Here is a 15,663-nt window from a genome sequence, read left to right as displayed (position 1 = left end):
AGGCGCTCAGGCCCTTCCCCTGAGGCCCTCCTGAGCCACCGGCCCATCAGTCTGCGCCTAAGGCTCCACAGGCAACCAGGGTTAAGGGTCAAAAGGGGCCGCGCGGGGCATAGGGCTGTCCCGCAGCCTGGTTGCGCAGTGGCCGTGAGTTAAATGACGAAGGTCCGGCTGACCTTTCGATCATCCGGACCTTCACTTTGTGGAGGATAGGGGACTCGAACCCCTAACCCTCTGCTTGCAAAGCAGATGCGCTACCAATTGCGCCAATCCCCCATGGTGGGCGTACCTGGAATTGAACCAGGGACCTCATCGTTATCAGCGATGCGCTCTAACCGTCTGAGCTATACGCCCGCACCATTTCCGTCTCTCACTCCGTGAGGAGTTTTGCTACGGAATTCCGCTAAGGAATCTTTCTTCAGTCGATTCTATTCCTAGAACCTTCTTGAACAAAATCGAAACGAAATCTAAACTTCAACTTTGCATCTCTCAATTTTCAAGAGATTCAGTATTCAGTTCTCATTCGTTTTGTTTCCTTAGCAGGAGCAACGTTGAAAGACTCTACCTGGTTTCTTTCTAAGTTCCAAATCGAACGTGATGTGATGTGAAACTCACGTAAACCGGACGAGACCGCCAACGTCACTGCAGGCGTCTAGTCGTCAGTTAACGTTACCGTAATTCCGCCAACAAGGGAAGCCGACAAGTTATAGATCACGGCAGCCACCATCGAAAGCACCGTCAACAGAATCACGTTGACTACCGCGATGATCACCGAGAAGCTCGTGACGTTACCCATCGACACATAATCCTTGACATCAAACTTCTTGCCTTCACCCATAATCGTGCCCAAGAAGTTGTTGATCTGGTCAAGAACACCAGCGACGTCGAAGATAGCCCAGAGCACCACAGTCGCAACAACCGTGACCACGCCCAAAGCCACAGACAACAAGAACGCAAGCTTCAAAACGCTCCAGATGTCCACCTTGGACACCATGAGGCGTGCCTTACGCACCTTCGCCTTAGGCGCAGGGCGCACCAGGGTAGGGTTACTGCCACGCGCATTAGCTGGGCGAGCCCCCGACGACGCCGGACGAGCCTTCCCCTGCGAACTCACCGTTTGCGGGGCCGGGCTACGGCCCTTCCCAGACGACGCGTTAGGCCGCTGCGCACCAGGATTCTTTGAGGTACTCACTCGTCTCCTCCGTCAGTTGGCTCAGAATCAGCGCCCTCGCCCTGATCATCTATCTGCACTTCAGCAACTGTACCCGCTTCGGTACCCTCCACGTCTACACCTGAAGTATCAGTCTCGTCATCGCCGGCTTCCTCACCGGCAGCTTCCAAGTCATGATTAGCGTTCTTCGCAACCGCAAGAATGTGATCCTTCTTGTCCGGCTTAGCGAAAATCACGCCCATCGTGTCACGGCCAGTAGGCGAAACCTGGTTCACAGCCGTACGGACAACCTTGCCCGACTGCATCACAACCAGGATCTCGTCATCTTCCTGAACAACCTTGAAACCAACCAGCTCGCCACGATCCTCAGGCAAGTTCGCAACCTTAATCCCGAGGCCGCCACGACCCTGAACACGGTAATCCGATACCGGGCTGCGCTTGGCATAACCGCTATCCGTGACAGTGAAGACAAACGAAGCCTCATCGTCACGAACAACACTCATACCCAACAGTTCATCGCCTGCGCGGAACTTCATACCCGTAACACCAGACGTCGCGCGACCCATCGGGCGAAGAGCGTCATCAGTAGCCGTGAAACGAACCGACATACCCTTCTTCGAAACCAGCATCAGATCATCATGCTCGCTGGCCAAACCAGCCGAAACAAGCTCATCACCCTCACGCAGATTCACCGCGATCACACCGGCCGTACGGTTCGTGTCGTACTCCTCCAAACGAGTCTTCTTAACCAAACCATTACGGGTAGCCAACACCAGATACGGCGACTGCTCATAATTCTCCAGCGCCAAAACCTGCTGAATCTGCTCGCCAGGCTGGAAAGCCAACACATTCGCCACATGCTGACCCCGCGCATCGCGCGCAGCCTCCGCCAACTCGTAACACTTCAAGCGATAGACGCGGCCGAAGTTCGTGAAGAACGCAATCCAATGGTGGGTCGTGGTCACAAAGAAATGCTCCACAACATCCTGGCCACGCAACTGCGCGCCACGAATGCCCTTACCGCCACGGTTCTGCGCCCGATAATTATCAGAACGCGTCCGCTTGACGTAGCCACCCTGAGTGATCGTGACAACCATTTCCTCAACAGGGATCAAATCCTCAACAGACATATCCCCGTCATAGCCACGCACAATCTCAGTGCGGCGGTCATCACCGAAACGCTCCACAATATCCGTGAGCTCCTCAGAAATCACCTCACGCTGCAACGTCTCAGAAGCAAGGATCCGCTCATAACGCGCGATCTCCTCCATCAACGCGTCATACGTGTCCTGGATCTTCTGACGCTCCAACGCAGCCAGCCGGCGCAACTGCATATCCAGAATCGCGTTCGCCTGATCATCATCGATCCCCAAGAGCTTCTTCAAACCCTCACGCGACTCATCAACAGTCGGTGACTTCCGGATCAACGCAATCACGTCATCGAGCACATCCAGCGCCATCAACAAAGCAACCTGAATATGCGCCAAAGCCTTGGCCTTCTTCAAACGATGCTTAGTGCGGCGGACAATCACATCGATCTGGTGATTAATCCAGTGAATAATGAACGCATCCAGCGAAAGTGTGCGCGGAACACCGTCCACGAGCGCCAACATGTTCGCCGAGAAATTCTGCTGCAGCTCCGTGTGCTTATACAGGTTGTTCAAAACAACCTTCGGCACAGCGTCCCGCTTCAGGACAATCACCAAACGCTGACCAGTCCGGCCAGAGGTCTCATCCCGCAAGTCCGCGATGCCCTGAATCTTGTGGTCCTTCACAAGATCAGCGATCTTGATCGCCAAATTATCCGGATTCGCCTGATACGGAAGCTCAGTCACAACCAAGCACGTACGGCCGTCGATCTCCTCGACATTAACCACCGCACGCATCGGGATAGAACCGCGACCAGTGCGGTACATATCCTCAATACCCTTACGCCCCAAAATACGGGCGCCCGTGGGGAAGTCCGGGCCCTGAATGCGCTGCATCAGCGCCTCAAGCAACTCCTCACGGCTCGCATCCGGATGCTGCAGTGCCCACTGCACGCCATCGGCAAGCTCACGCATATTATGCGGAGGAATATTCGTAGCCATACCAACGGCAATACCAGCCGAACCGTTTGCCAACAGGTTCGGGAAACGGGCCGGCAAAACAGTCGGCTCCTGATTCTTACCGTCATAGTTCGGCATGAAATCCACGGTGTCCTCGTGGATATCCCGAACCATCTCCATAGCCAACGGAGCCATCTTCGTCTCCGTATAACGAGGAGCCGCAGCACCATCGTTACCCGGAGAACCAAAGTTACCCTGCCCCGTAGCCAACGGGTAACGCATGACCCAATCCTGAGTCAGACGCACCAACGTGTCATAAATCGCCGAATCACCGTGCGGGTGGAAGTGACCCATCACCTCACCAACAACACGAGCACACTTATTGAATCCGCGATCCGGCCGATAGCCGCCGTCATACATCGCATAAATCACACGACGATGCACCGGCTTCAAACCATCACGCACATCCGGCAACGCACGACCAACAATGACAGCCATCGCATAATCCAGATACGACTGCTGCATCTCAGTCTGCAGATCAACCTGCGAAACACGGTCACCAGCAACCACCGCTGGAGCCAAAGACTCCCCGACGCCCTTAGCGTTCACATCCGGATCAGGAGTGTTGTTCTCACTCATCGAATTACAGCTTCTTCCTTAGCCTCAAAATCCAAAAGTCTTCCTCAGCAACAGCGCCACCGTCAGATCCATGTACTCGATCCACACCATAGAACGCCGTGCACCCTGACGAACCTAAATATCCAGGAACCTCACATCACGGGCATTCTGCTGAATAAACTCACGGCGAGACTCAACGTCCTCACCCATCAGAACAGAAAACACCTGATCCACAGCCGCAGCATCATCCATCGTGACCTGCTTCAACGTACGGAATTCCGGGTTCATAGTTGTATCCCACAACTCCGAATAATCCATCTCGCCCAAACCCTTATAACGCTGGATCGCATTATCCTTAGGCAAACGCTGGCCAGCCGCGCGGCCCTTCTCCAACGCCTCATCACGCTCAGCGTCAGTAAACACATAATCGTGCGGGGCATTCGACCACTTGATGCGATACAGCGGCGGCTGCGCCAAATACACATAACCGCGCTCAATCAGCGGACGCATAAACCGGAACAACACCGTCAACAACAGCGTGGTGATGTGCTGACCGTCAACATCCGCATCCGCCATCAAAACAATCTTGTGATACCGCAGCTTCTCAATATCGAACTCTTCACCGATGTTCGTACCGAACGCGGTAATCATCGACTGAACCTCACGGTTAGCCAACGCCTTATCCAGACGCGCACGCTCAACATTGAGAATCTTGCCGCGCAACGGCAAAATCGCCTGAGTCCGCGGATCACGGCCACGCTTAGCCGAACCACCCGCGGAGTCACCCTCAACAATGTAGATCTCGCACTCAGCCGGGTTCTTCGACGAGCAATCCGACAACTTACCCGGCATACCGAACGTCTCCAACGGAGACTTACGCCGAGCCTGATCACGAGCCTTCCGCGCAGCCATACGAGCCTGCGCCGAAAGCATCGCCTTCCGGATCACATCCCGCGCCGGCATCGGGTTACGCTCCAGCCAGTCACCCAAACCGTCGTGAATAACACCCTGCACAAAACCACGCGCAATCGAGTTACCCAGCTTCGTCTTGGTCTGACCCTCAAACTGCGGCTCACCCAGCTTGACCGAAACCACCGCGGTGAGACCCTCACGGATATCGTCACCCGTGAGGTTGTCATCCTTCTCCTTCAGAAGGTTGTTCTCACGCGCATAACGGTTGATCAACGAGGTCAACGCGGCACGGAAACCCTCCTCATGAGTACCACCCTCATGAGTGTTAATCGTGTTCGCATACGTGTGCACCGACTCCGAATACGCCGAAGTCCACTGCATCGCGATCTCAACCGAAATCTTCCGGTCAGTATCCTCGGCCTCAAAAGCGATCACATCCTCATGGATCAGCTCAGCCTTCTTCGACGCGTTCAGGAACTTGACGTAATCAAGCAAGCCCTCGTCATACTTATAATCCACCGTGCGATGCTGCGGCTTCTTCTCAGCCTCGCCTGCGTCCGCATCGGCCTCATCAACAACCTCATCACCGGCATCATCAAGACTGCGCTCATCAGTCAAAACGATGCGCAAACCCTTGTTCAAAAACGCCATCTGCTGCAAGCGCGCACGTAGGGTCTCAAAATCGAACTCAACCGATTCGAAAATCTCCGGATCCGGATAGAACGTCTGGATCGTGCCCGTCTCATCAGTCGCAGCACCACGCGTGAGCCCCTCACCCACAACGTGGCCGCCGTTCTCAAACGTCACATTCCACTCGTAACCCTGACGCTTAACACACGTGTCAATGCGGCGCGAAAGCGCGTTCACAACCGAAATACCAACACCGTGCAAACCACCCGAAACCGCATAACCGCCGCCGCCGAACTTACCGCCAGCATGCAAAATGGTCATCACGACCTCAACGGTCGGGCGGCCCTCCGTCGGGTGCATATCCACCGGGATACCGCGGCCGTTATCCTCAACACGGACGCCACCATCGTCCTGCAGGGTCACCCGGATCGTGTCCGCATACCCGGCCAACGCCTCATCGACCGAGTTATCAACCACCTCATACACGAGGTGATGCAAACCACGCGGGCCGGTCGAACCGATGTACATACCCGGGCGCTTCCGGACAGCCTCAAGCCCCTCAAGCACCGTAATCGCAGACGCACCGTATTCCTCAGTCACCTTATGGTTGCCGACATGGCCGGTGCCCTCATGTGTCTCACCATGAGTCTGATCCCCAGACCCCTCATGGTGTTCCGAAACGCCGTTCTCCGGCTGGATATCCTCCGCCACGGTACTCCCAGTTCTTCAATCATCTACAGCGAGCGCCTGCACCACACGCACAACAACAAGCACGCGGGCACACAAAAACGCCAATTTAGATCCATTCTAGCGCGGAATAAGTACGTTCGTCGCGTTAGCAGGCCCGTAAACGCCCCTTAGACACGATGCATCCCTTTATATGTAGGGCATCCCCTCCGGCCCTCCCATCCCCTCAGAACCGATCGAGCGGGATGCGGAGTACGCGATACAAGGCTCAGAATGCGGGGCTCGGGAGGGCAGTGGTGGGAACGATGCGCCGGGTGCGAAACACACGATGCCTCGCGTGCCTCACCCGTACGTGTCCCGCGGGCCCCGCCCGCCCGGAGCAGACCGCGGCCCCTTACGCCACGAAGGCGCCGCCGGCCCCAAAGCCTTGATCCGCGTCACCACGCCATGACCCACCGCAGCATCCAAACGCTTCAACAAATCATGCTGCATCAGCTGCAGATTCGTAGCCCACGCAGTAGAAGAACACCGAACCACCACAACCGAATCCTCAAAAGACTCAGCAACCGCGTGCGCGGCAACCTGCGGCCCCACAATCTCAGGCCACCGAGCCAAAACAGAACCCACCGCAACCGGTTCAGCCCAGCCCCGCGAACGCATCATCCGCTCCAGCAGCTCACCCAAACCCACCGGATCACGCCCGCCAGCATCAGGATCATCCCACTTCTGCTTACGGCTCTTACGGGCCCGCGCCTTCTGCTTAGCGCGCTGAACCATCGCCGCATCACGGCGCACATCACCTTGGGACAAAGCAAGCTTCCGCGCGCGAGCCAAAACCACCGCCGGGGCATCATCCACCAAAGCATCAAGCCCCTCAAGTTCAGCTTCGAACACCTCAACCTCATTCGGCTGCGCATCACAACCCTGCGTTTCAAAATCACCACCCTGCGTTTCAAAACTGTCCTCTTCAGGGCGCGGCTCAGGCGTTTGTGGCGTCATCGATCATCACCTCCCCAGGCGAAACACGCACCACCGTGGCATCCAACCCTTGAGGAATCTCGCTACCCACCGCGGCAGTGACCACAACCTGCTCGGCATCCGCCAGCGCCGCCACCAGACGCTGCCGCCGGAACTCATCCAACTCAGCGAACACATCGTCCAGAATCAATACAGGACGCGCCGCATCGGAAGGGTCATCCTCCATCAGAACCCGAAACGCCGCCAACCGCAACGCCAACGCCAACGACCACGTCTCCCCGTGAGAGGCAAAACCCTTAGCCGGCGCGGACCCGAGCCCCAACATCACATCATCACGATGCGGACCAACCGTTGTCGTGGCACGCTCAATATCACGGGCGCGGGAAGCCTCCAACGCTTGGCTCACCACATCAGTGATGTGCACCATATCAGGGGTCAACAACGTCTGCTCCGCGACCGGGCCATCAACCGAACCCAGCGTTTCCGCCTCATCAACCACTGTCGCGAAATAACGCAACGTAGCCGCCTTAGCCCCATTCGTCAGCTCCGAATAAGCCTGGGCAACATGCGGAGCCAACAATTTCGCCACATGAATCCGGTTCCGCATAAGCGGTGCCGCAGCTTGCGCGAAATGCATATCCCACACATCAAGAGTGGCCTCGTGGGCTTCAGTGAAACCGCCCGATGCGCGAGCCGACTTCAAAAGTGCGTTGCGTTGACGCAATACCCGGTCAAATTCGTTGCGCACCGCGGCCTGATCCGGCCGAAGCTGCACCACAAGATCATCAAGGAAACGGCGCCGAACCTCCGGCTCGCCCTTGACCAGCTCCAGATCTTCAGGGACAAACAGGATCGAACGGAGAATGCCTAAAGCCTCACGAGCTCGCGAAAAATCAGCGCGATTGACCCGTGCCCGGTTCCGACGCCGCGGATTAATCTCAACTTCAACACGCGTCAGGCGGTCCCCGCGGTTAACCTGGCCCGCGATCAACGCGCGCTCCGCACCGAAACGCACTAGCGGTGCATCCTGGCTCACACGGTGAGAATCCTGTGTAGCCAAATAGCCGATTGCCTCAACAATGTTGGTTTTACCCACACCATTGGGCCCCACCAAAACAGTAGTGCCAGGGCTCAAAGGCAACTCGAGATGCTGATACGTACGGAAATCGTGCAGCGAAAGATGCGTCAGATACACCTAAACATCACGCGTTAGGCAGTCGCACCGGCATCACCAAATAGCGGAAAGACATATCCGGCTGGCCGGTTTCCTGATCAAGCGCGGTCAACATCGCAGGCTTCGGCGCGGTAGTGAACGCAAACTGAACATTCTCAGTGTCAAAAGCAGACAAACCCTCGGACAAGAACGGAGGGTTGAAAGCGACCGTGATCTCATCGCCGTTGAGCTGGCTTTCGATGGCTTCTTCAGCTTGGGCTTCTTCACCCGTTCCCGCATCGAGCGCGACCTGGGCATCAGTGAATTGCAAACGCACAGGGGTGTTTCGCTCAGCCACAATCGAAACACGGCGAACGGCCTCAATCAGCTCAGGAGTAGAAACCGATGCGTGAATAAGCGATTCCTCCGGGAACAGAGAGCGAATCTTAGGGTAATCACCATCAACCAAAAGCGTAGTGGTGCGGCGCGAACCCGAAACGAAACCGACAATATCGCCGTTTTCCTCCATGCAGATGCTGAGCTCACCAGCAGAACCTAACGTCTTAGCGACATCCGAGAGGGTCTTAGCCTTCACGAGAGCCGAAGTTGAAACGCTCGAACCAGCTGGCTTCCAATTCAACTCACGCATCGCAAGACGATAGCGGTCAGTCGCCAATAGCGTCATCGTGTCATCTTCAAACTCAACCTTGATGCCAGTGAGGATCGGCAAGGTTTCATCACGAGCAGCAGCAACCGAAACCTGAGCAACAGCCCGAGAGAATTCTGTGCCATCAACAGTGCCAAGAACATCGGGCATCTTAGGCAGGCTCGGGTATTCATCAACCGGCATGGTGGCCAAGTGGAAACGGGAACGGCCACACGAAACCGTGAGCTTAGCGTTCTCAAGTTCAAGAGTCACTGGAGCCGCAGGCAAAGTACGGGCGATGTCGGCGAGCATCTTGCCAGAGACAAGCACCGAACCTTCCGTTTCGATGTTGGCATCCACGTCAAGGTGTGCCGAAGTCGTGTAGTCAAAAGCCTCAAACGTCAGAGTGTTATCCGCGGCAGTGATCAAAATACCGGAAAGTACAGGGGTCGCTGGACGAGGAGCGAGTGCTCGAGCAGTCCACGTCACGGCTTCAGTGAGCACATCACGGTCCACGCTGATCTTCACAGATTCACCTTCCGATGCGAAATACGAGGCTTTCGGTGCGCATGAGATTCAAGCACAAGAGTAAGACCTTATTCACTCTTGTGCTCAAAAGTCACACAGGGCACGTGTTTAGCCTACCTGGTTCAAATAACTTGTTCACTGAGATTTAGAAATCAGCCTGTAGGGGCGTGTAGTTCGAGCCGGGGCCGGTCGAATCACAAAATGTAATTTGGATAGATGTTTAAAGGTGGGAGGAGTAGTAACCGTTGTGGAGTTTGTGTAAAACCCGTCAGATCCGCATGATTCAGCTATCCACTGAGTGTGGATAAAGTGTGGAGAACTCTAACGCATTATTCCCATCACTGTGAAGCATATAAGAGTGAGCTAGGATTATGCGAAGCGAAAGGCATGTCACCCACAGTTATCCACAGCTCTTTGCACATTTCTTGCGGATAACTACAAAATATTCGGATTTAACCGCGTAGTTACAGGGTTAATCCCGCTGCTGCTGCCGCATCGTATTGGTCAGTTCCGTGACCTGGTTATAGATCTCGCGCCTCTCAGCCATCAGCTCACGGATCTTGCGCTCAGCATGGATCACAGTTGTGTGGTCGCGTCCGCCCATCAACTCACCGATCTTCGGAAGCGACATCTCTGTCAGCTCACGCAACAGATACATCGCGATCTGCCGTGAGGTAACCAGAGCCCGGGTACGCGACTTGGAATTGAGCTCAGCCACTGTGAACCCGAAGTACTCGGCAGTTGTGTGAATGATCGTTTCAGGCGTCAGCGTTTGCGCGCCCTCATCCGTGACAAGGTCCTTCAGCACATGTTCGGCCACTTCTAAAGTGGCGGGCTGTTGGTTCAACGAGGCATATGCCGTCACGCGAATTAGTGCGCCCTCAAGCTCACGGATGTTCGTTGAGATTCGCGAGGCGATCGCTTCCAAAACCTCGGGAGGCACCGAAAGATCTTCAGCCTCAGCCTTCTTACGCAGAATCGCGATACGCGTCTCCAGCTCAGGCGGCTGAATATCAGTGGTCAAACCCCACTCGAAGCGCGAACGCATGCGGTCTTCAAAGCCTGAGAGTTGCTTGGGCGGCAAATCCGAGGTGATCACAACCTGCTTGTTGTGGTTGTGCAACGCGTTGAACGTATGGAAGAACTCTTCCTGAGTTGCGTCCTTGTTCGCAAGGAACTGGATGTCGTCAATCAGCAGGATGTCTACGTTGCGGTACATCGCCTTGAAGCTGGTGCCCTCGTCATCACGAATCGAGTTGATGAAGTCGTTCGTGAACTCTTCCGAGTTGACGTAGCGCACCCGGATTCCGCGATACAGATCGCGTGCATAGTGCCCGATGGCGTGCAACAAGTGGGTTTTACCGAGCCCCGAACCCCCGTATATGAAAAGTGGGTTATATGCCTTAGCGGGCGCCTCCGCTACAGCCACGGCCGCGGCGTGGGCGAAACGGTTCGATGAACCGATCACGAACGAATCGAAAACGTATTTAGGGTTCAGCCGCCCAAATTCCGCCGATGTCGATGGGGGCTGCGGCACGGCACGGCCAACCGGAAGCATGGCTGAGCCAGATGCCGCGCCCTGGCTCGCATCGAGCCTTTCAGCCGCGCGTTGGAAACGCTGCACATCCGCTTCTGCACGCAAGAATTCACCGTTATCGTGCGGCTGTCTCGATGTGTCCTCGTGCTCAAGAGGGTAAGGGGCAATTGTCTGATAGCGGTTGCTATCAAATTCCTGGTGGTTGAAGTTCTCGCGCGGCCGCTCAGCTGCGGCATACTCGCCGCGGTCATCATATTCACCGCGATCGAACCGACGGCGCGGATCGACATTCGAAGAAACGGGGTGTGGATCCAGGATTTGCAGCTCGTTGGCGGGGGAGACCTCGTTGCCGCGGTAGCGGTCGGGGCTTTCCGCAACTGAGGTATCCGCATCGTCAGCACGGGTTTCGATGGTTGCATCGATTGAGAAAGCGCACAGCATGTCCTGACCAAAAACGGTGCGCAGAGCATCATCGAGCGGTTCACTCAGCACGCTTTGCAGAGTGTCGCGAGTCAATTCGTTAGGGACAGCTACCAGGAACGTGGTTCCAACACGCCCCTGTGGTTGCGCTAATTCGAGGTAGCCGCGCTGACGGGGTGTAACGCGCGGGTCTGCACGCAACTCTTGGACCACTTTCCGCCACTGATCGGCGGTTGCGTCCTGAGTGCTCATCCCAGTTTCCCTTCTGTTAGCGCATAGATGACGTGAACGGTGCGATCAGGCGAGGAGTCGAGAAAGGACTCGGCGCCGACACAGCGAACACACAGCTGAGACTACGGTACAGCCTGTGCAAAAGATAGACCCCAACGGCACTACCGTACCCGTACCCACCACAGGTTGACGAACTTATGCACAGGAAAATGGGGATAACTTGGACTGTAAACGCAAGTAATCCCCAGAGTTCTCCCCAGGCTGTGGATAACTTTCGTAAACAGGGTGTGAAAAGAATGCCTAATTAAGGTGATTTGAGCTGTTTCGTGCATGCAGCTGCGCACATCAGCGTGATTCACTTAACCCGGGTTTGACCCGCAACAATCAAACTGGCTACACTGGATCAGTTCCGTGCGTTGCGGCGTGCCCAAAAGGTGCATCCGCGAACCTGACAATGAACTGGCCAAACGGATACAACATCGTCCCGGTTAGTCCTCGTTAGAGCACGGTTGTAAACGTGATACAACGCATCCATCCCGTTACATTCCTCAGGCACAACCCCTCAGGCACAGCGGGCGATGCCCTAACTGACGTCTCGGAGTGTTCAACGTGACCAAGCGGACTTTCCAGCCGAATAACCGCCGCCGCAGCAAGAAGCACGGCTTCCGCCTGCGCATGCGCACCCGCGCCGGCCGCGCAATCCTCTCGACCCGCCGCAACAAGGGTCGCAAGAGCCTCTCTGCCTAACCCGCTCGAGCCCGCGTCCGGAACCACACGGTAACCGGACCAGCTCAAGCGAACCCAACAACGGGTGTTTTCGTGCTCCCACAACAACATCGAGTACGCAAAGGCAACGAACTGCGAAACGTAATGCGTTCCGGTACCCGTAAAGGGTGCCGGAACGTCGTTGTCTTCGCTAGACCTACCAACAACCCGGTTCCACGCTTTGGATTCATCGTCTCCAAAAAAGTAGGAAACGCGGCAGTACGAAACCAAGTCAAGCGTCGACTACGCGCCAGCGCATGGGAGATCATTAAAGAAGGCATCTCAAACCACGACGTGGTGGTACGTGGCCTACCCGCCGCAGCGCACGCAGACTACAACACCCTCAACACCGACCTCCGCAACGGACTACGCAGAATCGGGGTGGACATCAGTGGCACGCAACAAAAATAGACGCACACCACACACCCACCTCAACCATGCCTGCGCAACGGAATCAAACTCAACCCGACAGCACAAAGCAGCTGAACAGTGCGACTCAGCCGAACAGCGCGGCTTAGCTGAACAACACAGTTCAGCGGAACTTCACAGCCGCAATGATGAGCGTAGCCTTGCCGAGCAGCTGGGTCCCGCACCCATCGTCCCTGACAACCAGGCACCCGCAGTACCGTGGTGGCGCCACATCGTGGACATCCCACGCAACCTCATCATCGGCTTCATCAAGTTTTGGCGGCTAGCCATCTCCCCGCTCTACGGAGATGTGTGCCCCTACTATCCAACCTGCTCCGCCTACGGGCTAGAAGCAGTAACAAGCCACGGCGCCATCAAAGGCTCGTGGCTCACCGTATCGAGAATCGCTCGATGCCACCCATGGACCAAAGGGGGAATCGACCCGGTGCCACCCGGCAAACGGATTTGGCCAGAGTCGAAGGCACCGAAGATCATGGTGTTAAACCATCCCCTGAATTCATCTCAGCCGCACACCGCGGCTAAGGAGCAAAGCGGCGCTTTATGAATTTCTTTAACTGGCTTCTGACCCCATTCCGCTGGGTCATGTCCTTCCTCATGGACATGTTCCACAGCTTCTTCACCCTGATTGGGATGGACCGGGACTCCGGCTGGACCTGGACTCTCGCGATCGTGCTGGTCACGGTCACGGTCCGCGCCGCTTTGATCCCTGTGTTCGCACGCCAAATCCGTGCCCAGCGCGCAATGCAGGTTGTGCAGCCAGAGCTACGCAAGCTCCAGCAGAAATACAAGGGCAAACGAGACCAGCTTTCGCAGCAGGCGATGCTTGCCGAACAGCGTGCACTGTTCAAGAAGCACAACACCTCGATGTTCGCGTCCTGTATGCCGCTGCTGATTCAGATGCCGTTCTTCTTCGCGCTCTTCCAGGTGCTGAACGGCTCGACTCACGCGGCTAACGCCAACGAAAACATCGCGGCACTCTCCGCAGAGAAAGTCCGCTCCTTCCACGACGCCACGATCTTCGGCGCCCGCCTCTCCGACACCTTCGTTGGCACGCTCGGTAGCGGCTCACCTAAGGCATCCGTGATCATCGTCGCGATCATCCTGATCATCGCGATGGTCGCCCTCATGTTCATCACGCAGCGCCAGCTGATGACCAAGAACATGACCCCTGAATCCCAGCAGGGCCAGTTCGCACGCCAACAGCGCATGATGATGTACTTCCTGCCAGTGGTCTTCGGTATCGGTGGTATTAACTTCCCACTGGGTCTGCTGGTTTACTGGACTGCAACCAACATGTGGGTACTGGCCCAGCAGATGTGGGTTATCAAGCACAACCCAACGCCTGGTTCGCTTGCCGAAAAGGAACTCAACATCCGCCGCGCCGCACGCGGTCTTCCGCCCATCGGGCAGAAGGATGCACCTGCAAAAGAAGAGAACACTAAAACAAATCAGACGCACGTGCGTGGCCAGCGTATCCAGCCGCAGCGTAAGAACCGGAGGAAGCGTAAGTGATGAATAACGAACAGTTGCAGGACCTCGAAGTCACCTCCGAAAATGACGCCGAGCGCGCCTCGGATGATGCCCAGCCTGAGCGTGAAACCGGTAAATCCCTCACGATGCAGCGCCTGGAAGAAGAAGGCGACGCCGCAGCTGACTATCTCGAAGAACTCCTCGACATCGCTGACTTGGATGGCGACATCGACATCGAGGTTCGTGGCGGACGCGTCTACGTTTCAGTAGAAACCGAAGATGACGATGCGGACCTTCAAGAACTCGTGGGCCGCGACGGCCGGGTCTTGGACGCCCTGCAGGAACTAACCCGCCTGGCAGTTCTGGCGCACACCGGCCAGCGTTCACGTTTCGTTCTAGACATTGCCGGCTACCGCAAGGAACGCGCCGAAGAACTCAAGGACATCGCGAAGAAAGCTATCGACGCCGTCAACGAGACAGGTGAGTCGGAAGCTCTGGAACCGATGACCCCGTATGAACGCAAGATCGTTCACGACGTCATTGCTGAAGCTGGGCTTGTTTCCGAATCTGAAGGTGAAGGCACCCGCCGCCACGTCGTCGTGCACCCTGCTGAGGACGCGAGCTAATGACTCCACAGACCAACGGTGAGCAGCATCGTCCACAGGATGATGAGCAGCGCCGTCCCGGTACTGGCCCGGAAGGCCCGCGGATTGATTCCTCGGAGATCGCGGTAGCTCCTGAAGATGCACCGCGACCGAATGAGCAGGAGCTTCCCGCGGTTGAACACTATTTTGGTGACCGCGCGGGGCTCGCTCAGCGATACGTGGGGCATCTGGCTTCAACCGGTATTGAGCGTGGCCTGCTTGGTCCACGCGAGATCCCTATTCTGTGGTCGCGGCATGTTCTCAACTGTGCGGCTTTGGCCGATGTGATGCCTGAAGGCGCACTGGTTGCTGACGTCGGTTCCGGAGCTGGTTTGCCGGGCATCGTTTTGGCTCTAGCGCGCCCTGACCTGACTCTTGTCTTGATTGAACCGCTGCAGCGCCGTTGCCAGTGGCTTGATGAAGTGATCGAGGACTTAGGCCTGAGCGACCGAGTCGATGTGGTTCAGGCTCGCGCCGAACAGATGGCCGAAACCTTAGATGTCGATGTGGTGACGGCCCGCGCAGTGACTGCGATGCGTCAGCTGGTTCCTTTGACTCTTCCTCTGATGCGTGGGGGAGGGGAGCTGATCGCGTTGAAGGGCCGTTCGGCTGCGGCTGAGGTTGAAAAGGCTGCGAAGGTGATCCGGAAATATAAGGGCCGGGATGTCCGGATTGAAACTGTGGGTGAGGAATGGCTCGCCGAGCCGTCAACCGTAGTGCGGATCGTGGTTGATCCTCGATAAGGTTGAACTCTGAAGGTTATGGATGAGAGGCGCAGGAATGCTCGATAATAATCAGG

At 56.4% G+C, this 15,663-nt stretch carries 13 protein-coding genes and 2 tRNA genes; 6 read left to right on the top strand and 9 right to left on the bottom strand.

All coding sequences use genetic code 11. The features are described from left to right. Nucleotides 1-200: 200 nt before the first annotated feature. From J2S67_RS09160 to dnaA, 9 genes are all read right to left on the bottom strand, one after another. Nucleotides 201-273 (bottom strand) — tRNA-Ala (locus J2S67_RS09160). A 1-nt stretch (nucleotide 274) separates the two neighbouring features. Continuing rightward, a tRNA-Ile gene (locus J2S67_RS09155) sits at nucleotides 275-351 on the bottom strand. 298 nt (nucleotides 352-649) lie between these two features. Next, a complete protein-coding gene (locus J2S67_RS09150) occupies nucleotides 650-1,189 on the bottom strand; it encodes a DUF3566 domain-containing protein (protein ID WP_083285473.1) in 540 nt (179 codons plus the stop codon). Continuing rightward, nucleotides 1,186-3,855, bottom strand: a complete 2,670-nt coding sequence (gene gyrA, locus J2S67_RS09145) for a DNA gyrase subunit A (protein ID WP_310248427.1) — start codon at nucleotides 3,853-3,855, stop codon at nucleotides 1,186-1,188. The genes J2S67_RS09150 and gyrA overlap by 4 nt, the downstream gene beginning before the upstream one ends. Nucleotides 3,856-3,969: 114 nt before the next feature. Next, the gene (gene gyrB / locus J2S67_RS09140) at nucleotides 3,970-5,976 is read right to left on the bottom strand and encodes a DNA topoisomerase (ATP-hydrolyzing) subunit B (protein ID WP_310248817.1); all 2,007 of its coding nucleotides are present in this window, start codon (nucleotides 5,974-5,976) and stop codon (nucleotides 3,970-3,972) included. Nucleotides 5,977-6,405: 429 nt separating this feature from the next. Next, nucleotides 6,406-7,062, bottom strand: a complete 657-nt coding sequence (locus tag J2S67_RS09135) for a DUF721 domain-containing protein (protein WP_310248425.1) — start codon at nucleotides 7,060-7,062, stop codon at nucleotides 6,406-6,408. After that, a complete protein-coding gene (gene recF, locus J2S67_RS09130) occupies nucleotides 7,043-8,236 on the bottom strand; it encodes a DNA replication/repair protein RecF (RefSeq protein ID WP_070507525.1) in 1,194 nt (397 codons plus the stop codon). Before recF ends, J2S67_RS09135 begins: the two co-directional genes overlap by 20 nt. Nucleotides 8,237-8,243: 7 nt before the next feature. Then, nucleotides 8,244-9,368, bottom strand: a complete 1,125-nt coding sequence (gene dnaN, locus J2S67_RS09125; protein WP_035755732.1) for a DNA polymerase III subunit beta — start codon at nucleotides 9,366-9,368, stop codon at nucleotides 8,244-8,246. Nucleotides 9,369-9,840: 472 nt separating this feature from the next. Beyond that, on the bottom strand, nucleotides 9,841-11,577 hold the full coding sequence (gene dnaA, locus J2S67_RS09120; protein WP_035755733.1) for a chromosomal replication initiator protein DnaA: 1,737 nt from the start codon (nucleotides 11,575-11,577) through the stop codon (nucleotides 9,841-9,843). 588 nt (nucleotides 11,578-12,165) lie between these two features. Between dnaA and rpmH the strand changes: the two genes are divergently transcribed. From rpmH to rsmG, 6 genes are all read left to right on the top strand, one after another. Next, nucleotides 12,166-12,303 (top strand): 50S ribosomal protein L34, encoded by a 138-nt coding sequence (gene rpmH, locus J2S67_RS09115; protein WP_035755734.1) that lies wholly within the window; start codon nucleotides 12,166-12,168, stop codon nucleotides 12,301-12,303. Nucleotides 12,304-12,375: 72 nt separating this feature from the next. Continuing rightward, complete coding sequence (gene rnpA, locus J2S67_RS09110) at nucleotides 12,376-12,732, top strand: ribonuclease P protein component (RefSeq protein ID WP_083285471.1); 357 nt, start codon at nucleotides 12,376-12,378, stop codon at nucleotides 12,730-12,732. Beyond that, nucleotides 12,713-13,294, top strand: a complete 582-nt coding sequence (gene yidD, locus J2S67_RS09105) for a membrane protein insertion efficiency factor YidD (RefSeq protein WP_310248418.1) — start codon at nucleotides 12,713-12,715, stop codon at nucleotides 13,292-13,294. The genes rnpA and yidD overlap by 20 nt, the downstream gene beginning before the upstream one ends. Further along, nucleotides 13,291-14,262, top strand: coding sequence for a membrane protein insertase YidC (gene yidC / locus J2S67_RS09100; RefSeq protein ID WP_035755736.1), 972 nt, complete (start codon nucleotides 13,291-13,293; stop codon nucleotides 14,260-14,262). Before yidD ends, yidC begins: the two co-directional genes overlap by 4 nt. After that, entirely contained in the window at nucleotides 14,262-14,846 is a 585-nt protein-coding gene (locus tag J2S67_RS09095; protein WP_377650282.1) for a Jag family protein, read from the top strand. Before yidC ends, J2S67_RS09095 begins: the two co-directional genes overlap by 1 nt. Then, entirely contained in the window at nucleotides 14,846-15,607 is a 762-nt protein-coding gene (gene rsmG, locus J2S67_RS09090) for a 16S rRNA (guanine(527)-N(7))-methyltransferase RsmG (protein WP_310248413.1), read from the top strand. Before J2S67_RS09095 ends, rsmG begins: the two co-directional genes overlap by 1 nt. The last annotated feature ends 56 nt before the right edge of the window (nucleotides 15,608-15,663 follow it).

Origin of the sequence: Pseudoglutamicibacter albus (assembly GCF_031458175.1) — a bacterium.
GTDB lineage: Bacteria > Actinomycetota > Actinomycetes > Actinomycetales > Micrococcaceae > Pseudoglutamicibacter > Pseudoglutamicibacter albus.
The sequence above is the reverse complement of the archived record's forward strand: the minus strand, read 5'-3'. Positions and strand labels throughout refer to the sequence as shown.